We start from the raw sequence: 18,711 nt of genomic DNA, 5'->3' as shown, positions 1-18,711 counted from the left end.
AGGCTGCCATGAACGCGAAGGACATGCGCACAACGGCCGCCGGGCGCCTGGGCGCCGAAGAGAGCGCGCGGCACCAGGCAGCCGAGGAGATCGCCGATACGGGCATTCCCGCCGGCGAGCAGATCGGCCCCGCCGCGACGAAAAAGCCGTCGAAGCTACTGCTGGTGCTGGCGGCCATGGGCCCCGGCGTCGTGACCGCCATGGCCGGCAACGACGCCGGCGGCATCTCCACCTATTCCACGGCCGGCGCGAACTTCGGCTTCGGCACCCTGTGGGTCATCCCCATCATGTGCGTGCTGCTCGCCGTCGTGGAGACCACGGCCGGCCGCATGGGCGCCGTCACGGGCAAGGGCTTCGCCGCGCTCATCCGCGAGCGCTTCGGCATCCGCATCGCCGCCTTCGCCATGCTGGCGCTTCTGGTGGGCAACGTGGCCACGACGTTCTCCGAATTCGCCGGCATCGCCTCGGGCATGGAGATGTTCGGCGTGTCGAAGTACATCTCGGTACCCGTGGCGGCCTTGGGCGTGTGGCTGCTCGTGGTGGGCGGCTCCTACAAGCGCGTGCAGCGGGTGTTCCTCGGGCTGTCGCTGGTGTTTCTCACCTATGTGGTGGCGGCGTTCCTCGCGCAACCGAACTGGGGCGAGGCGCTGCATGACACCGTGGTGCCCACCTTTGTCGGCGACGTGAGCTTCATCTCGCTCGTCATCGCCATGATCGGCACCACCATCGCGCCTTGGATGATGTTCTTCTCACAGAGCAACGTGGTAGAGAAGGGCCTCACCCCTAAAGACCTCTTCTCGCAGAAAGCCGACGCCGTCTCCGGCACCATCGCCGCCTGCGTGGTGGCCTGGTTCATCATCGTGACCACAGGTGCGGTGCTCTTCCCCGCCGGCATCACCATTGACTCGGCGGCCGATGCCGCCGCGGCTCTCGCCCCCTTCGCCGGCCCCTATGCCGAGGCGCTCTTCGCCGTGGGGCTCATCGCGGCGTCGTTTTTAGCTGCCTGCGTGCTGCCGCTGACGACCGCGTTTGTCATCTGCGAGGCCTTCGGCTGGGAGGCGGGCGTCTCCTTCAAGTGGCGCGAGGCCCCCACGTTCAAATCCATCTTCACCTTCGTGATCGCGTTCTCGGCCATCGTGGTGCTCATTCCCGATGTGAACCTGTTGGGCATGATGCTGACGGCCCAGTTCGTCAACGGCGTCATTTTGCCCATTCTGCTGGCGCTCATGGCCATCATCTCGGCGGACAAGTACATCATGGGCGACTACCGAAGCGGACGCGTGTCGAAGGTGCTTCTGTGGGCCACCGTCGGTGTGGTGGCGGCGCTCACCGTGGCGCTGCTCGTGATGCAGGTGCTGGGGCTCGCATAGCCGTCCGCTCCGTCCGCTCCATCCGCCCGCCGCGCCTCTCTTGCCGGCTTCCTTGCGCTCCCCTTCCCCACTTAAACGCTCATCGATTACTGAATTCAACAGGGTGTTTACGTAAGCGAATCGGTGCGCTCATCGTTTGGTACATCCCTTGTATTTGCGTTTTGCGGCTCGCATACTGCTAAGTGCCGGGAACAAAAAAGGACCGCTCCCGACACACCTGCGGGTGACGCAACGTCGGCACGGGCCGTTCGTTCGCGTCGATGGAGCGCAAGCTGCAGACCCGTAGGCGTTTACACGTTAGGAGGCTGCAGTGCAATTCAAAGCATCAACAGATTATGGACTGCGCGCCGTCTTGTACCTGGCCGCGCAGGGGCACACCTGCTCGTCGAAGGATATCGCCCAGGACATGTCGATCCCCCGCGACTACCTCATTCAGCTCGCGCAGCTTTTGCGCAATGCCGGCATCATCGAGGCGAGGCCCGGCAAGCACGGCGGCTATCGTTTGGCCAACGACCCCTCGAAGATCACCCTACTGCAAGTGGTGAACGCGCTGGACGACGACGCCAAGGACACGACGCGCACCCGTCGCAAGGATCGCGCCGATGCGTCCATGGTGCAAGGCATCAAGCAAGCGTACGATCTGATTCTCACCGGCTACGACGCCTACTTCGACAGCATCACGCTTCAGATGCTGCTGGACGCGTCCCAGGATGAGTCCATGGGCAAGGAACTTCTGGCCGGGCGCCTCATCGCCGAGAGCCAGCGCCTGCTCGCCGAAGCTGCTGCCGCGGCGTAAGCGACCGAACGGCGGACGGTCTGCCGCATTCCATAATTGCATCAGAACAAGGAGGGCTCCATGGTGGAGCCCTCCCCATGCCATTCGCCAGACGATTTCTCTACCGATAATTTGGCAAAAATTGCGTTTGTTAGCATCGGAAGTGTCTCTGTTCCTGCACGCTAAGGCCACATTCAGATCATTGGAAATTTGATATATACTATTTCATTTATTCTCTTATGAAATATTGCATATCCCCTTTCTTAGCTCTTGGACCAACGTGCTCATAGCGCTAACAAACGCAAAAAACGACGAAAAACAAGGCCCTTTCTGCTCTAGTAAGTATGCGCCCAGGCGATGCGACCGCACCTGTGATCGCATCGCCTGGGCGCCATCCCGCAGCCACCTTCATAGGCGCAGCTGCACGGTCGGCCGTCTTCGCTATGCCTTCGCCTTCTTCGACGCCTCCATGCGCACGAGCACCAGCACGGCGATTACGATGAGCACTACGCCCAGCGCCAGCGAGATCCAGGGGCTCTTCGTGAAGCCAGCGATGACATAGCCCACGAAGCACACGATCATAACCAGGGTCGCGTAGGGAATCTGCGTGGCCACGTGGCGCAGGTGGTTGCACTTCGCACCGGCCGAGGACAGAATCGTCGTGTCGGAGATAGGCGAGATATGATCGCCGTAAACCGCACCGGCCAGCGCCGAGCCCACGGCCACGAGGAACAGCGGGTCAGCGGCATCGAACACGCCGATGATGATCGGCAGAATGAGCGCGATGGTGCCCCAGCTCGTGCCCATGGCGAACCCTATGAACGCCGCCACCAGGAAGATGATCGCCGGCAGAAGGTCGAGCCCCACGCCCAGCCCGTTCAAAAAGCCGGACACGAACTCGCCGGTACCCAGAAGATAGCGGCAGCAGCCGCCGAGCGACCAGGCCAGCACGAGGATCATGATGGCGCCGATCATGGAGCGCACGCCTTCCGACATCGCCTCCACGAAACCGCCCAGGTTCATGAGCTTGCGCGGCAGGAACATGGCCGCCGCCACGCACAGCGCCACCACCGCGCCGATGCACAGGCCCATGACCGGGTTCTCGCCGACCGCCGTGGCGAAATCGACGCCGCTGAAGAAGCCGCCCATGTACATCATGCCCAGGATAGAGAACACGATGAGCACCAGGATGGGCACGATGAGATCCCAAATGGTGCCGCGATCGGAAATGTTCAGGCCCTTGTACTCCTCGATGGCCCCGGCGGCGGCATCGTCGATGTCGCCCTCCTCGGTCACCACGGTGGGAATGTTCGGCGCGCCTTCCAAATCGACCTGGGCCTTGTCGGCGATGCGAGCGAGGGACACCGCCTCAAGCGCCGAGCCCTCCGCCGGAATGCGGCCCTCGGCATCGGCCTGAGCCGCGGCCATAGGGCCGAAGTCCTTCTGAAGGAACAGCATGAAGAACACGAAGAAGATGGTGAGCAGCGCGTAGAAGTTGTAGGGGATGGAGGCCACGAAGGTGTTGAAGCCGTCCTCGCCCATGTAGCCGCCCACGGCCACCGCCCACGAGGATACCGGCGCGATAATGCAGACCGGGGCCGCCGTGGAGTCGATGATCCAGGCGAGCTTCTCGTGGCTGACGCGGAACTTGTCCGTCACCGGGCGCATGACGGCGCCCACAGTGAGGCAGTTGAAGTAGTCGTCCACGAAGATGATGATGCCGAGCAGCGCCGTGAGGATCGAGGCGGCACGGGCGTTCTTCACATGGGTGGTGACCCACTCCGCATAGGCGCGGGAGCCGCCGGCCGTGGCGATGACCACGGTAAGCGCTCCCAGAAGCGCAAGGAACAACAGCAGCGCCCCGTTGCCGGCTATTTGCTCGGCCATCATTTGGGGCACCATGGTGAACGAGGCAACGAGCTGCTCGCCACCGACGCCGTTCAGTGTGAACTGGTAGATGATCATGCCCGTGAACACACCGATGGTCAGCGACGAATACACCTCCTTGGTGATGAGCGCCAGGACCAGTGCCAAAATCGGCGGCACAATGGACCACAGGCCCGTGGCAATGAGTTCGAACCCTTCCATGACCTTCCTTCCTCAAGAGGCCGAGGGCATGACACCCGCGAACGCGCGACGCCGGCGCGCTCGGTGCGCGAATGCGCGATGCGAGCACCGCGAGCGCTCTCGATGCGCGCGCCTCTGCGCTGTGCGACGAAATACGGTTGACGCCGGTGCCCTGCCCCCGGCCTTCTGGTGACAGAACAGCATAAGTATATCCGAGTTAGTCACAGAAAGTCCCGCGATCACACGGGACTTTCCGGGTTTCTCTTCTTCAGTTGTGGCTCTTCGCTCTTACGCGTCGGCGGCAGCGCTTGCCGTGGCGCTTTCCAGCTCCTCCTGAGCGAGCTCGCGGTCGTACTCGCGGTCGATGGCGCTTTCGGGCGTCGGCGGCTTAATTTGGAAGGGCACCGCCGGCGTGAACAAGCTCACCGCCGGCACAATGACCAGCGAGATGATCATGCACAGCGCGCCGCAGTTGATGGGGCTCGCGATGAGCGGCGTGCCGCCGGAAAGGGCCAGGCCCATGTTCACGGCGGTCAGTCCCACACCCACGACGAACGAGCACCACACGCTCGCCTTCGAAATGCGCCCGGAATACAGGCCCCACAGGAAGGGACCGAGGAACGAACCGGCCAGCGCACCCCAAGAGTAGCCCATGAGCTGGGCGATGAACACCACCGAGGAATGATACTGGAACAACGCGATGAGTGCGGAGATGGCGATGAACCCCACGAGCAACCCGCGCATCCAGATGAGCTGCTTCTTCTCGGACATGTTCTTGATGATATTGCCGTTGATAAAGTCGATGGTCAGCGTAGAAGATGACGTGAGCACCAGCGACGAGAGCGTCGACATGGAGGCCGACAGCACGAGCACAATCACCAGGCCGATGAGCACGTCGGGCAAGGTGGACAGCATCGTCGGGATGATGGAGTCGTAGATGGGCGTGCCGTTGGCGGCGTACTCGATCTGGCCCTCGTAGAGGCGACCGAAGCCGCCGAGGAAATAGGAGCCGCCGGCCACCACGAAGGCGAAGATGGTGGAGATGATGGCACCCTGCTTGATGGCCGGGCCGGTCTTGATGGCGTAGAACTTCTGCACCATCTGCGGCAGGCCCCAGGTGCCCAGCGACGTGAGGACGACAACGCCGAGCAGGTTGAACAAATCGGGCCCGAAGAAGCTGACGAAGGGGCCCTGCATGGCCGAACCCTCGGCGGGGATCTGCGACAGCGAGATGATGGCCTCGGAGAAGCCGCCGTTGTTCAGGATGACCGCCACGATGACAGCGATAATGCCGAGCAGCATAACGATGCCCTGAATGAAGTCGTTCATAACCGTAGCCATGTACCCGCCAAGCACCACGTAAACGCAAGTGACCACCGCCATGCCGATGACGCACACATCGTAGGGCAGCGCGAAGGCCATGCCGAACAGGCGCGACAGGCCATTGTAGACGCTGGCGGTATACGGGATGAGGAACACGAAGATGATGGCCGCCGCCGCGATGCGCAGGGCGCGGGAATCGTAGCGCTTGCCGAAGAACTCCGGCATGGTGGATGCCTGCAGACGATGGGTCATCTCGCGGGTACGGGGGCCTAAGACCCACCAGGCGAGCAGCGAGCCGATAATGGCGTTGCCGATGCCGGCCCACGTGGCCGAGATGCCGTACTTGAAGCCGAACTGGCCCGCATAGCCGACGAACACCACGGCCGAGAAATAGCTCGTACCATAGGCGAAGGCGCTCATCCACGGACCGACGTTGCGGCCACCCAGGATGAAGCCATCCACGGTGCCCGTGTGCCGACGGCAGTAGATGCCCACCGCCACGGCCACGGCCACGAAGGCGATTACCAAAAGAACTTTCGCGATCATTTCCCTCTTCTTTCCTTCCAGTGTGCGGATACGTCCGATGGCGCACACGACTTTTCGCCCGGGGCTACAAAAAAATAGCCACGGGCGAAAACCCGTGTGCTATTGGTATCGGAACTCAAATTGTGGGGAGACCTCGCGCAGGGACTGCTGGGCTTCATGCTGGCTGGCAACAGCGCGGGCCGCCTCGGCGATACACTGAGCCGCCTTGTGCGCACTGGCCAGCGCACACTCGACCGCGTCGGTGCAACACTGGGCAGCCTTATGCGCGCTCATGAGGGCGCAGGCCACCGCATCGCGCGACTGCTGGGCGATGTGCTGGCTTGCCACAGCGAGCGCCGCCGCATCCATGCCACCTTTATGTCCCTGAACGAAAATCATGGCCGACACTTTAGCATAATAAAGTGTGTTTGTGAGTCATAATTTGGAAAAGCCGGCGAGAAGGTGCTGCAGCCACGACTGTCGCGGCCATGGCTTAGAAGATATCAGGAAGCCGTGATGACATTAAGTCCCTTTCGCGACTTCGAGTTCCTTTTTGGCTTGAAAATCACGAAAAATCGGCGCGATCGGAGTAGTAGAGACTTTTTTGTAATACGCCACCTGGGAAAACGAGCGCTTTTGTATTACTGAGAGGCCTTTTTGGCGCTCTTCGCCCGATCTTTCGTGATTTCTAAGCCAAAAAGGCCGCGGGAAGGTCTCTTTTAGGCCCCGTATCCGATCTTTCGTGATTTTGAAGCCACATTTCGCGCCAAGGCATCTCCATCAAGAACATCTTCAGCGAGAACGCCTTCAACGATTCCCGCAAAATTGGAAGAGGCTTCGAGGTGCGCGTTGTGGCCAGCATCGGGGACGAGCTCTGTGGGAAGGCCGGCAGCGCGGACGCGGGCGGCTACCGCGGAGTACTTCTCATCAAGAACGCCGGCAACGTAGAGCACCGGAACGCCGCGGTTGGCCAGGTCGGCAAGGACGCCAAGCGTAACCGCTTCGGCAGCTTGATGGTGAGCGCCCCAGGCTTCCAGAGAGCGGGTCAAAGGCTCTGCATCGCGGGAGGTGCGCTCGGCTCGAATGGCGGCGCGCGCTTCCGCGGGAAGCGCCTGCTGGCTGGCGAACAACGGCAGCGTTTCCCACCAGTCCATGAAGGCCGCAACGCCCTCATCGCGAAGCCGCTGAGCCCAGGCGCCATTGCGCTCGGCTAAGGCGGCCCGAGCGGCTTCGTCGGCAGGCCCGAGCCCCGCGCTTTCTAAAACAAGCCCGGCCAGCGGCAGATTGGGATAGCGCACCACGGTTTCAGCGGCGATGCGGCCGCCCATGGAATAGCCAACGAGCACGGGCGCGGCATCGACCTGCGCGACCAAACGCACGATGGCCGCCACCCGATCACACGCCGCATCGAGGGAGGTCAGCGGGTCGCGCACCGCCCCAGAGACGTTTTTGGCATTCGCGTCGCCTTCCGCGCCCTCCCCGTCTTCCCCGTCTTCCCCGTCTTCCCCGTCTTCCCCCGCCTCCGTACCTTCCAAAACTTCCTCAACGCTTGGCAGCTTGAGGTCGCCCTTGCACTCGTACAAATCGGGTGCATAGGCGCGGTGACCGGCCGCCTGCAGCCGCTGCGCTACCGCATCCCACGACACAGGCGTTTGAGCGAACCCGTGCAGAAGGATGCAGGGGGCCATCCCTTCACCGGCAGATCTCACCACGGTTCCACCGCGTCCCTCCGTAATCGTCCCGCCATCGCACAACTCACCCGAACCCATAAGCGTTAGCGCTGATAGGGGGCGTAGCGGTCGCGGACGCCGCGTAGGGGCAGGGCGACCTCGATGAGGCTTATGCCCGGCGTGCCGAGGAACTGCTCGTAGGCGCTGCGGAAGGCGCCGACCGTGTGCACGCTGGCCGAGGGGATGCCGAAGGCGGCGGCGGCTTCGGTGAAGCGCACGTCCTGGGGCGCGAGGAACAGCCGCTCGAAGTACGGGTCGGCGGAGGCCTGGGGCAGCATGTCGAAGATGGCGCCGCCGTTGTTGTTCAGAAGAACGATGACCAGCGACGGCGTCTCTGCGGATCCGCGGCGCTGGAGCAGCATCTCGCGCTGGAGCGCCAAACCGGAAAGGTCGTGCAGCAGCGTGAAGTCGCCGGTAAGAAACGTCGTCTGGGCGAAGTGCTGCGCCGCGCCTACCGCCGTGGAAACCACGCCATCGATGCCGTTCTGTCCACGATTGGCCATCACAGCCAGGGGCTTTCCGTCCTTTACGTAGAAGGTGTCCACGGCACGGATGCTCATGGAATTCGCCGAAAAGAGGCACGAGCCTTCCGGCGCCAGCTCGAGAAGCGAGCGCACGTAGGCGCCTTCCGTGGCCTCGGAATCGTGGGTGGCCACGCCGTCCCATTCCACGGCGAGAATGCGCAGGCGCGCCTCGTCGTTGAGGGCGACCCAGGCATCAGCAAAGCGGCGCTGAGCCTTGCGACCCTCGGCACGCCAGGGGCTTCGCACGAACCCGAGGGGCGTCGTGCCCACGAACACGTCTGTGGCCGCGTTGAAGTCGCGGGTCTCAGCGATGTCGACGGCCAGGGAGACGGGGCGCGTCCTCTCAAGCAGGGCGGTTGCGCTCTTCGAGGCAGGATAGCGACCGAAGCGGATGACCACCTCGGGCACGGGACAATCGGCGCGCGCGCAGAGGTTGTCGTAGTTGTCGATGATGAGCGGGTCGTCGATGGAGCGCAGGCCCGACAGCGGATCGGCGAGCACGGGCAAGGACAGCTTGCGGGCCCAGGCGAGAATCTCCTCCGCTTCGGCCACGGTTTCGCAGGAGCCTTCGCCGGCGAGCACGAGACACGGCCGCTTCCACAGAAGGCGCTCGATGGACTCGATGCTGGCCTGGGGCAATGTGCCTGCGGGGCCAACGAGCGGGCCCAAATCGAGAAGGGTGCCGTCCTTCGCGGCGATACTGGCGTTGCGAGCGCCCAGAGCGAAGCAGTCGTGGGCGGCACGCTGCATGGCCTGCAAATCGGCGCCGGCGAAATCGGGCTTGAGCGGGGCATCGAAGGGGAAGTTCACGTGCACGGGGCCGGCCAGGTGCATGCAGGCACGGGAAGCCACCTGCAGGTTTGGGTTGTAGTTCACAATGTCGCCGGCCTCGTTGTAGAAGATCGGCTGGGAAGAATCGGCCTCTTCAGCGACTGCGGCCGCAAAGTCGCCAGCAGCATCCCGCGCGGGAGCATCGGCGGGAGCGCCAGCGATCGCGGAATTCGCCGGCATCGCGACGGTGGCAGCAGGATCCATCGGCAGCGCAACGGTGGCAGCAGGATCCATCGGCAGCGCGGCGGCTCCGGAGCCAGCTGAAACAGCAGCATGCTTGCCGAGGGAAGCCGCCGCGATCGCAGAATCCGTCCCTTCCAGCGCACCGGTCGTCGCGGACTCGCGCAACCCCTCCTTTGCCGGCGCCGACTCGCGGTAGGGAGCCAGCGTAGCCGTCGGGCCAAGCGCGGCGAGCACCGCCTCGCGGGCCGCCTGGCGGGCAAAGGCAATGTCGCGGTCGCGGCCGCGCGGGGTGGGCATCGCGCGGAAGGAACGCACGTGATTGCCGTAGGCCTTCAGCTGGTCGGTGGTTTGCGGCGCGCCGAGGCCCTGCAGCTGCGGGGGCCGGTCGCCAGACAGAACGATGAGCGGCACCCGGGACGTTTCCGCCTCGATAACCGCCGGGTAGTAGTTCGCCAAGGCCGTGCCCGAGGTGCACACGAGCGCCACGGGGCGACCGCTCGCCTTCGCAAGGCCCAAACCGAGAAAAGCCGCCCCGCGCTCGTCGATATCCACGTAAACTCGCAGATCCTGGGGTCGGCGCTGCTCCAGTTCGTAGGCCGCCATGGCCAAGGCCGTCGACCGCGAACCGGGGCTCACCACCACCTCGCACACGCCCCAGCGCACCATCTCGTCGAAAAACGCCGCCACGAACAGCGCGGTATCCTGCTGATGAGTCGTCGTTATGGGCATCGCCACTTCCTTTCGCGAATTTCGTCCGTCCATGATAGCGCACGAAACGCCCCCGGAGAGCCGCGCGACAAGAGGCTACGCGCCGAAAGCGGAAAGGATGGTGCGCAGCTTCAAGTCAATTTCCTCGTACTCGGCGTCCGCATCGCTCTCGCCGACGATGCCGCAGCCGCCGTAGACATAGCCCATCTCGCCGTCGAAAACGCCGGTGCGCAGGGCCACGGAAAACTCGCCGTCGCCGGCGCCGTCCACGAAACCGCAGGCTCCCGCATAGAGTCCGCGGTTGTAGGGCTCGATGGCCCGCAGCAGCATCTTCGCCTCCCCCACCGGCGTGCCAGCCACGGCGGGGGTGGGATGCAGGTCCTCCATGAGGTCGGCCAGCGTGATGCCAGCGAGCACACGGGCGCGGGCCGGCGTGAACAGGTGCTGCACGTGGGCAAGCCGCATGATCTCGGGCACTGCGGGCACATCCACGTCGTAGCAAACACGGTCGAGCACGCTGCGGATGAGCTGCACCACATAATCGTGCTCGGCGCGGTTCTTCCCGTCAGCCATGAGCGCCTCCGCCAGCGCATCCGATTCCGCCGAGGTGGCCCCCGTCGGGCACGTTCCCGCAAGGCACATCGACGCCACAGCATCGCCGCGTTTGCGCACGAGCAGCTCCGGCGTGCAGCCGCAGAAGAAGACGTCGGCGTAGCGGTACAGAAGCACCGTGCCCCGGGCGTCGCCGTCGATGAGGTTCACGAGCAGATCCTTCGACGAGAAAGGATGCTCAGCCACAAGGCGCAACCGACGCGAGAGCACCACCTTCGACACCCGGCCCTCCCCAATGGCCGCAAGCGCCGCACCCATGGCCTCGTCCCAGGCCTCGCGAGAATCGGGCTCGAGGGAAAATGGAATGACCGCGCGTTGGCGGGGCGGTGCAGCGGCCACCATGCGCGTGAAGCGAGCCACGCGACCGGGATACACCGGACCGAGCGAGTTTACCTGGAGAAACCGCCCGCGTTCGTTCTCGATGAGCACGATTTCCGGCAGCATGAACCGCAGCCGCGGGAAGGAGGCCATCAACTCGTCGGCCGGCGCGGGATTGGTGGCGTCGAAGCGGTTGAACGAGAAGAACACCGGCGGCTGGCCGGCGCCAGCCCCACCGGCGACCTCACTAGCAGCCGCACCAGTCGCAACCTCACGCAGCGAGCTGCCCTCGCCGTACTCGTATTCCACATCGCGCAAACTGGGCAGCGCGATGCAGCGGCCGAGTCCCATATAGCGGGTCGGGTTCTGCTTGTCGTAGTAGACGAACTGGTCGGTGAATCCTTTCTGCAGCCAGCAGAACGCATCCACCACATCCGCCTCAATGGGCACATTGCACGTGTAGATTCGGGTCATCTTCCGTCCCTGTCGCCTTCGGAGCCACCACTGATTGCCGACTATTCTAACGCTTAACCGACAGCAATCCGCCAAGCAAGCCCATGATGCTCGAAAAACGGGGCGCCCCGAAGAACCAACCAAAACCTACCCGTTCCCAAATCAATGCCAACCAGTTAATTACACATTTACATACCCATTTAAGCGCGCGCTACCGACAAGCCCGCAACGAACAGCAAGCTTAAAAAGGAGGCACTCGCCTCCTTCAATCGACGCAAAGATGCGTTGAGGGAGATCATCGATGGCCGTTGATGACGCACGCCTGAGAGCGGCGGTTGACGCAATCACTGATGTTGAAGGGCTCTCTATGGATCCCGATTCCCTCGTTGAAGACGTCTATCTTCTCGCCTACGCCTTCCCCGAGGACGATGATTTCGAAGCGGCCGTCGCGAACACCTGCCGCGCCCTTACGGCGCTTATCGCCGAGCGCGTTAGTGCCAGCATGCTCAAGTACGAGTTCGACACTTGGTCGTCATACCATTACCAGCCCCGCGTCGCCCAAGGCGCCCGCGCCACCTGCCGCATCATATTCCGAGGCACCGAAGGCAGCATCGAGTCAGGGACTTCGGCCACCGCCGCATCCCCAAGGATTTCTACCAGCGCATGAGCAGCACCCATAATTAACAGCGCGCAGAGAGCGAGGCAATCTTAAGACCCTATGCGGCCATGAATACAAAGGCGCCCCATCGTTGAACGGAGCGCCCGTTTCGCTGTTTCTCATTCGCGCAGCAATATAGTTTCCCATAAACTGCCGTCCTACATCAGCGCTTTGCAGGCTTCCCAGGCGCCGCCGACCTCTTCGCCTACCACGCGGTAGATGCGGCGGGTGGAATCGTAGACGAGCGGCCGCATGCGGGCGAAGTCGACGCGGCCATCTTCCTGCCTTTCTTACGCAAACGCGTCCAAATGCTTTTCGATGAGTTTGAGGAACTCGGAAATATCGCCAAAGTAATTGGGATACAGCTTCGCGAGGTTTTCCTTGGAAGCTCCTTTTGTAAGGACCAGATCACGGCTACCGTCGCGGTCGGCGCCCTCCTCTTCGAAATATCGAGAAAGGGCCGCTATGGAATCAAGCGGTGTAAGCTCGAGCGTTTGCTCGTCCGCGACGAGGTCAACGAGATAGTAGTCGGCGACATCCCTATTCGCATCGTCGGAGAGAAAGTAGACGGCGTTACTGGCGGCTTTAAGCGTTTCCTTTGCCTCAATGGCATAAGACAACTCCGGCCTCCCGTCGGCGAGACCTCGAATAGCGCTCGCGTCAATTTCTCCCTGTTCTTCTAGTTGGGCAATAAGCACAGCCGCCTTCTTGAAAAACCGTCCAGCAGGGTTATCGATCTCATTGAATTTCAACCGACTTTTCACAGCCACATCGTGCATCTCCACTGCCGTTGCCCAAGCATGTTGAAGCACCGTCCGCAGCTGAACCTCAACAAACAGCTTATGGCCGCATTTCAGATCGCAATAATGCAAGATCGCATGTTTTCCGCGATAGCCACTCGGACGAGGGTATGCAATGTAATCATGGCGCTTCGTTTTCGGAGCATCGAATGCAGGCAGGCAAGCGATCTCGCTATAGACACGCTCAAGTGTCGCTAGATCGGGCACCACCAGTCGGCATCCCGCAATGTCGTACATCGTCTGAAGATCGGAGGGAGCGTCCGGCCTTCCGAGCTTATCGACAATCGTCGGCAGCTTCTTGATTCGCCCCGCAATAAGCACGTCGGAGCCGACCGCGTTCAGGCCCTCTATATCCCCGAAGGCTCGCTGGAGCGCCTCGGCGTGAATCCCTCTCCAGTAATTCACAACCTCGAGCGCAGTCGCACGATCCTCGGAAGAAGAAAGCGGGGAAGTCAATGCCTCCCCCGCTTTTCCTACCTTGGTTTTCGAAATCCAATTTGCGCTCATGCGAACACCGGGTTGCCAGCCGGCCTCGTTTCGTAATAGGCCTTCATGCAACCGATAGCAATGGGCCTTTTCGATCGCGCATTGGGCGCTAGCCCACTGCGAGCATTAAGCCACGGAGCTTCGCTATGAGTCAATTCGCTGAGACTGGCTCCCGTCCAGTTCTTCAGGCAACCAACGACATGGTCGATCGCCGCGTATTCGTATTCTGTAAGAGCGTGCTCCAACAAAGGACCGAAAAAGCCGCGCGAAACTACGAATTCGCCTTTATGCCTCTTGAACAAATCTGGAGCCACGGGCCCATTTGCCCATGCCTCAAACTCTTCGGGGAAAAGCGGTGTTCCATGCTCAACCAGATAATACGCCTGGCTATAAAAAGTCAGCTTCTGGAGCTTCATGGTTGAAACACTTCCGAGACACTCGAGAATATACGCTGCCACGTCGACGACATGCGCCATAAAGCTCCTCCTTTCATTGGACTTTCATTCTACTCGATCAGTCAAGCGGGAATGCCACCAACCACGCCCTTTCCCTGACGCGCAAAAGGCATCGGGGGCTAAGCGCGGTGTTGCCTAAATCTCATACATCGCTTGGAAGACGTCCTCGCGTTGGATGAGAACCTGCATGGACAGGCGTTCGCCGTCGGCGGCCAGGCGCTCCTGCACGGTGTTGAAGTCGGCGACGGCAGGATCCAGCGTCACCATCATGGTCATGGAGAACATGCGGCCCTCGCCGAGAATCGTCTGGGAGATGTCATCGATGTTGGCGCCGCAGTCGGCCAGCGTCGTGGCGATGGCAGCCACCACGCCGGAGCGGTCCTTGCCGAGGACGGAGATGACGCACTTCATGGGAAACCTTCTTTCTAGTGGGGACGGAATCCTTCAACTCGCTTGCGCCCGCTTAGGCTGGCGCGGGCAGATGCTTCATGCTCGCCCGCAGCGAAACGGGCATCGCTTTAGTGGCGGAAAATCAGCGACAGCGCCTCGGAACGCGCGTCGGCGTCGGTTTCGAAGCAGCCGCGCACGGCCCGCGTGGTCGTTTTTGCGCCCGGCTTCTTCACGCCGCGCATGGACATGCACATATGCTCGGCCTCCAGCACCACGATGACGCCGGCGGGATGCAGCGCTTCCACCAGCGTGTCGGCGATCTGCCCGGTCAGGCGCTCCTGCACCTGGGGGCGCTTGGCGAAGCCGTCCACAAGCCGTGCCAGCTTCGAGATGCCGCAGATGCGGCCGTCCTCGCCGGGAATGTAGGCCACGTGCGCCTTCCCGAAAAACGGCGCCAGATGATGCTCGCACATGCTGAAGAAGGGGATGTCGCCCACCAGCACGATTTCCTCGTGGCCCTCGTCGAAGGTCACGTCGAAATGCCGCGACGGATCCTCTTCCAGGCCGCCCAGCACTTCCTCGTACATACGGGCCACGCGCGCCGGCGTCTCCCGCAGCCCCTCGCGCTCGGGATCTTCCCCGACGCCTTCCAAAATCAGACGGACGCCTGCTTCGATTTTCGCTGTATCCACGGTTGTCGTAACTCCTTGTAAACGGTTGGCGCCATGTTATCACGACGCTATGGACACACGGCAAAAGAGCGGCATAATACCTTGGCAGAAGGTTTCACGCAAGAAGGGATCGACCATGAAAAGCCTCCTGGCCGAGTTCAAAGAGTTCATCAACCGCGGCAACGTGATCGACATGGCCGTCGGCATCATCATCGGCGCGGCGTTCACCGCCATCGTCACGTCGCTGACCGACGACATCATCAACCCGCTCATCAAACTCATCACCGGGGGCAACGGCACCGATGTCGCGGGCCTCACCATCCCCGTCGCCGGCACCGAGAACGGTATCGATTTCGGCGCGTTCATCAGCGCCATCATCAACTTCCTCATTGTGGCGTGGGTCGTGTTCATGATCGTGAAGGCCTTCAACAAGATGAAGGACGGCACGGCGAAGCTGCCCTTCTTGAAAAACGCCAAGGGCGAGGAAGTCATCGAGCATGCCCCCACCTGCCCCTTCTGCTTGGAGGAGATCAACGTGGGCGCCACCCGCTGCCCCCACTGCACCGCCGAGCTGCCCGCCCCGGCCGAAGTGACCATCGAGATCGTGAAGAAATAGATCGTAGGCGAAAGTCGCTTCACGCGCGCCGAAAGCCGTCTTGAACGATGGCTTTCGGCGCGCTTTCTATTACTTGTGATAGGGCTCGCCGCGGGAGATTTTGAAGGCGCGGTAGAGCTGCTCGAGCAGCACGACGCGGGCCAAGTTGTGGGGCAGGGTGATGGGGCCGAAAGAGAACGTCTCGTCGGCGCGTGCCCGCACCGCATCGCTCACGCCGTCGGAACCGCCGATGACGAAGGCAAGCTCGCTTGCGCCGCGCAGGGCCAAATCGTCCAGGTGGCGGGAGAAGTCGACACTCGAGCGCTGCTTTCCCTCGATGGCCATGAGGATGACGTGCGCCCCCTCCGGCACCGCCGCCAGAATGCCTGCGCCCTCGCGCTCGAGGGCCGTCTCCACGCCGCCGGCGCGGGCCGGGTCGACATCGGGAATCTCCGCCACGGTCACCTTCGCGTAGGGGCGCAGCCGCTTCAAGTATTCGTCGCAGGCCGCCACCCAGAACTTCTCCTTCAGCTTGCCCACGGCAACGACGGTTATCTTCAGCATTTATATATCCAGCTCCAGGCCGACCGGGCAGTGGTCGGAGCCTTCCACGTCGTCGTAGATGCTGGCGGCCACCACATGATCGCGCAGCGCATCGCTCACGAGGAAGTAGTCGATGCGCCATCCCGCATTCGTCGACCGGGCGCGGAACCGGTAGCTCCACCAACTATAGCGGCCCGTCTCGTCCGGATGCAGCAGGCGGAAGGTGTCGGTGAAACCGGCGTCCACCAGCTCGGTGAACTTCCCGCGCTCCTCGTCGGAGAAGCCCGATGCCCCGCGGTTGGGGCCCGGGTTCTTCAGGTCGATCTCCTCGTGGGCCACGTTGAAGTCGCCGCACATCACCACCGGCTTCGGGTCGCTGGAGGCGCCGTCGGGCAGCACGCCGGCCTCAAGCCCCTTGCAGAAATCGCGGAAGGCATCGTCCCATTCCATACGGTGATCGATGCGCGCGAGCTCCATCTGGGAGTTCGGCGTGTACACGTTCACGAACCAGAACTGGGGGAACTCGCAGGCCACGATGCGTCCCTCGGCATCCAGGTACTCGTTGCCCAAACCGTGCAACACCCGCAGCGGCTCCTCGCGGGTGAACACCGCCGTGCCCGAGTAGCCCTTCTTCTCGGCGGCGCTCCAGTATTGGTGGTAGCCTGGCAGATCCAACTCCACCTGGCCCACTTGGCACTTCGTCTCCTGAATGGCGAAGATGTCCGCGTTAAAGGCGTCGAACACTTCCAGGAAGTTCTTCTTCAGCACAGCACGAATGCCGTTCACATTCCACGAAACAAATCGCATGGGACTCCTTTGTTCGCAAAAGGGCCCCAATGCGGGGCCCTTTCGGTTGATGAGATGCACGGCTTCCTAGTGCCAATCACTACCGATCAGGATGAGGAAGTCGCCGTCGTAGACGTACTCGCCGTCGGTGTTCTGCACGGCGCGGCCGCAGCCGAGGGCGTCGATGAGCTCCTCGGCGTAAACGCGCTGATCGGGCGTATCGAAGACGACCACGGTCTCCTCGTAGCTGAAGCTGTTTGCGTTGGAGGCGTCGGCGGTATACCCGAGCGGTTTGATGCGCTCGAGCGCCTCGGCGCCCACGCCGTTGATGCCGTTGCCGTTCTTGATGGTGACGATACCGGTGCGCGTCTCGCCGAAGGTCTGGCGCTGCGTGCCGTTTACGCCCTGAACGCCCTCGCTGTCGCTGGCGGCCGCCTTGCCGTCGCCAACGCTAGCGAGCACGGTGCCGTTCAACTCGTCCACCTCATCGACCTCGGTGGGGGGCAGGCCCTCGCGCACGCGGCCCATCATGGTGTTCCACGCGGCCACGTCCAGCTGCTCGTACCAGGTGTCGTTCTTGTACTCGCTGATGGTGGGCTCCATGGCCGAATAAATGTCCTTAGACGGGTCGATGCCCTGCATGGAGGTGGCCAGCGCCACGATGTCGCCCACCTTGAAGTCGGTGGTGATGTACTGGGAAAGCGCGCTAATGGTGTTGGCCATGGTGGCGGGGTCGGCCGAGAGGATCTTCTTGGCGATGGCGCCGAGCACCAAGCGCTGGTTGGCCGCGCGGTAGCGGTCGCCGTCGCCGTACTCGTCATAGGAGTGGCGCGAACGGCACAGGATGAGCGCCTCTTCGCCGGAAAGCGTCTGCTCGCCCGCATCCACATGTCCGCCGGCCTCGTCGTCGTTGATCTCCATGGGCACGTCCACTTCCACGCCGCCCAGGGCATCGACGACATCCTCGAAGCCGTCGAAGTTGATCTCGGCGTAGTGGGAGATGGGCACGCCGGCCATCTGGGAGACCGTCTTGATGGCGAGCGCCGGGCCGCCGATGGCGTAGGAGGCGTTCAGCTTCTGCAGGCCGTAGCCCTCGATCTCGATCTCAGTGTCGCGGTGCATCGACACCATGGTGACCTTCTTGTTCTGTGGATCGACCCGGGTGAGGATCATGGAGTCGGAGCGGAAGGTATCGCCAGCATACTGGGTCGATTGCTCGCGAGCAGCCGACTTGTCGGTGCCCATGAGCAGCATGTAGAAGGTGCCGCCGTCGTACTCGGCCGGCGCCTCCAAGGCTTCCACGACCTCGGGGGTGATGTCCTCGTTCATCTCCTGCTCGATACCGGAGATGTAGGCCCAAGCGGCCCCGGTGGCGCCGAGCACGCCCACGAGCACGAAGGCCAGCACGCCCAGCAGAATGCGGCGGCGTTTCTTGCGGCGACGGTCCTTGGCGTAGTCGTCGCCGGTGGCTCCGCGGGAATAGGGGTTGGGCTCGGCCATGGGCGGTAGCGCCGGCACGGCATTGGCCGCCATGCCTTCAAGGGCGGGCTGCTTGGGCAGCGGCTGGGAGTGCCGCGGGTTGTTCGAGCCGACGGGCTGCGAATGGCGGGGGTTGTTCGACCCTACCGGCTGGGAATGGCGCGGATTGTTGGTCGCCTTCCCAAGGGGCTGGGAGTTCCGGGGGTTGTTGGCGCCGACGGGCTGCGAATGCCTCGGATTGTTCGACTTTCCCACGGGCTGGGATGCGTGTTGGGCACGAGGGTTGTTCTTGCCTGGAGTTTCGGCCATCCTGGAAGGTCTCGCTTTCGTGGTTCGTGTTCCTTGGCGAGCAGAACCGCAAGCCGTGCAGCACCGCAAAACCAAGAATTGCTCAATTCGAAGTAACATTTTGGCAAAGAATTGCCGAAC

General features: G+C 62.6%; 17 protein-coding genes. 4 read left to right on the top strand and 13 right to left on the bottom strand.

Features of this window, described 5'->3' with window-relative positions; all coding sequences use genetic code 11:
* Positions 1-8 precede the first annotated feature (8 nt).
* Positions 9-1,370 (top strand): NRAMP family divalent metal transporter, encoded by a 1,362-nt coding sequence (locus NE591_RS00185; protein ID WP_241520717.1) that lies wholly within the window; start codon positions 9-11, stop codon positions 1,368-1,370.
* A 310-nt stretch (positions 1,371-1,680) separates the two neighbouring features.
* Positions 1,681-2,166: an Rrf2 family transcriptional regulator gene (locus tag NE591_RS00180; protein ID WP_114540101.1), complete on the top strand. Its 486-nt coding sequence runs from the start codon at positions 1,681-1,683 to the stop codon at positions 2,164-2,166.
* A gap of 420 nt (positions 2,167-2,586) precedes the next feature.
* On the opposite strand, the gene NE591_RS00175 is transcribed toward NE591_RS00180, so the two are convergent.
* From NE591_RS00175 to NE591_RS00150, 6 genes are all read right to left on the bottom strand, one after another.
* Complete coding sequence (locus tag NE591_RS00175) at positions 2,587-4,233, bottom strand: Na+/H+ antiporter NhaC family protein (protein WP_114548578.1); 1,647 nt, start codon at positions 4,231-4,233, stop codon at positions 2,587-2,589.
* Between the two features lie 267 nt (positions 4,234-4,500).
* Positions 4,501-6,081 (bottom strand): sodium:solute symporter, encoded by a 1,581-nt coding sequence (locus NE591_RS00170; RefSeq protein WP_114548577.1) that lies wholly within the window; start codon positions 6,079-6,081, stop codon positions 4,501-4,503.
* A gap of 99 nt (positions 6,082-6,180) precedes the next feature.
* Entirely contained in the window at positions 6,181-6,459 is a 279-nt protein-coding gene (locus NE591_RS00165) for a hypothetical protein (RefSeq protein WP_114548576.1), read from the bottom strand.
* Positions 6,460-6,779: 320 nt separating this feature from the next.
* Positions 6,780-7,772, bottom strand: a complete 993-nt coding sequence (locus tag NE591_RS00160) for an alpha/beta fold hydrolase (RefSeq protein WP_181815519.1) — start codon at positions 7,770-7,772, stop codon at positions 6,780-6,782.
* 62 nt (positions 7,773-7,834) lie between these two features.
* Positions 7,835-10,057 carry a 2-succinyl-5-enolpyruvyl-6-hydroxy-3-cyclohexene-1-carboxylate synthase gene (menD, locus tag NE591_RS00155; RefSeq protein WP_114548575.1) on the bottom strand — a complete coding sequence of 741 codons (2,223 nt, stop codon included), beginning with the start codon at positions 10,055-10,057 and terminating at the stop codon, positions 7,835-7,837.
* Positions 10,058-10,132: 75 nt separating this feature from the next.
* Positions 10,133-11,440, bottom strand: a complete 1,308-nt coding sequence (locus tag NE591_RS00150) for an isochorismate synthase MenF (RefSeq protein ID WP_114548574.1) — start codon at positions 11,438-11,440, stop codon at positions 10,133-10,135.
* A 346-nt stretch (positions 11,441-11,786) separates the two neighbouring features.
* On the opposite strand from NE591_RS00150, the gene NE591_RS00145 reads away from it, so the two are divergent.
* A complete protein-coding gene (locus NE591_RS00145) occupies positions 11,787-12,086 on the top strand; it encodes a hypothetical protein (protein WP_147270640.1) in 300 nt (99 codons plus the stop codon).
* Between the two features lie 281 nt (positions 12,087-12,367).
* On the opposite strand, the gene NE591_RS00140 is transcribed toward NE591_RS00145, so the two are convergent.
* From NE591_RS00140 to folE, 4 genes are all read right to left on the bottom strand, one after another.
* Positions 12,368-13,384: a RelA/SpoT domain-containing protein gene (locus tag NE591_RS00140; RefSeq protein ID WP_114540094.1), complete on the bottom strand. Its 1,017-nt coding sequence runs from the start codon at positions 13,382-13,384 to the stop codon at positions 12,368-12,370.
* A complete protein-coding gene (locus NE591_RS00135) occupies positions 13,381-13,839 on the bottom strand; it encodes a Panacea domain-containing protein (protein WP_114548573.1) in 459 nt (152 codons plus the stop codon). The genes NE591_RS00140 and NE591_RS00135 overlap by 4 nt, the downstream gene beginning before the upstream one ends.
* A 114-nt stretch (positions 13,840-13,953) precedes the next feature.
* Positions 13,954-14,229, bottom strand: a complete 276-nt coding sequence (locus NE591_RS00130; RefSeq protein ID WP_022741206.1) for an ACT domain-containing protein — start codon at positions 14,227-14,229, stop codon at positions 13,954-13,956.
* A gap of 107 nt (positions 14,230-14,336) precedes the next feature.
* Complete coding sequence (gene folE, locus NE591_RS00125; protein ID WP_114548572.1) at positions 14,337-14,900, bottom strand: GTP cyclohydrolase I FolE; 564 nt, start codon at positions 14,898-14,900, stop codon at positions 14,337-14,339.
* Positions 14,901-15,015: 115 nt separating this feature from the next.
* Between folE and mscL the strand changes: the two genes are divergently transcribed.
* A complete protein-coding gene (gene mscL, locus NE591_RS00120; RefSeq protein WP_114548571.1) occupies positions 15,016-15,495 on the top strand; it encodes a large conductance mechanosensitive channel protein MscL in 480 nt (159 codons plus the stop codon).
* A gap of 69 nt (positions 15,496-15,564) precedes the next feature.
* Here mscL and rlmH read toward each other — a convergent pair whose 3' ends face one another.
* The 3 genes from rlmH to NE591_RS00105 form a co-directional block, all read right to left on the bottom strand.
* Positions 15,565-16,035 carry a 23S rRNA (pseudouridine(1915)-N(3))-methyltransferase RlmH gene (rlmH, locus tag NE591_RS00115; protein WP_114548590.1) on the bottom strand — a complete coding sequence of 157 codons (471 nt, stop codon included), beginning with the start codon at positions 16,033-16,035 and terminating at the stop codon, positions 15,565-15,567.
* 3 nt (positions 16,036-16,038) lie between these two features.
* Entirely contained in the window at positions 16,039-16,824 is a 786-nt protein-coding gene (locus NE591_RS00110; RefSeq protein ID WP_114548570.1) for an exodeoxyribonuclease III, read from the bottom strand.
* 66 nt (positions 16,825-16,890) lie between these two features.
* A complete protein-coding gene (locus NE591_RS00105) occupies positions 16,891-18,591 on the bottom strand; it encodes an LCP family protein (RefSeq protein ID WP_241521333.1) in 1,701 nt (566 codons plus the stop codon).
* Positions 18,592-18,711: the final 120 nt, after the last annotated feature.

The organism is Adlercreutzia sp. DFI.6.23 (genome assembly GCF_024462535.1).
Classification (GTDB): Bacteria; Actinomycetota; Coriobacteriia; order Coriobacteriales; family Eggerthellaceae; genus Adlercreutzia; species Adlercreutzia rubneri.
This window is presented reverse-complemented; position numbering and strand designations above follow the sequence as displayed.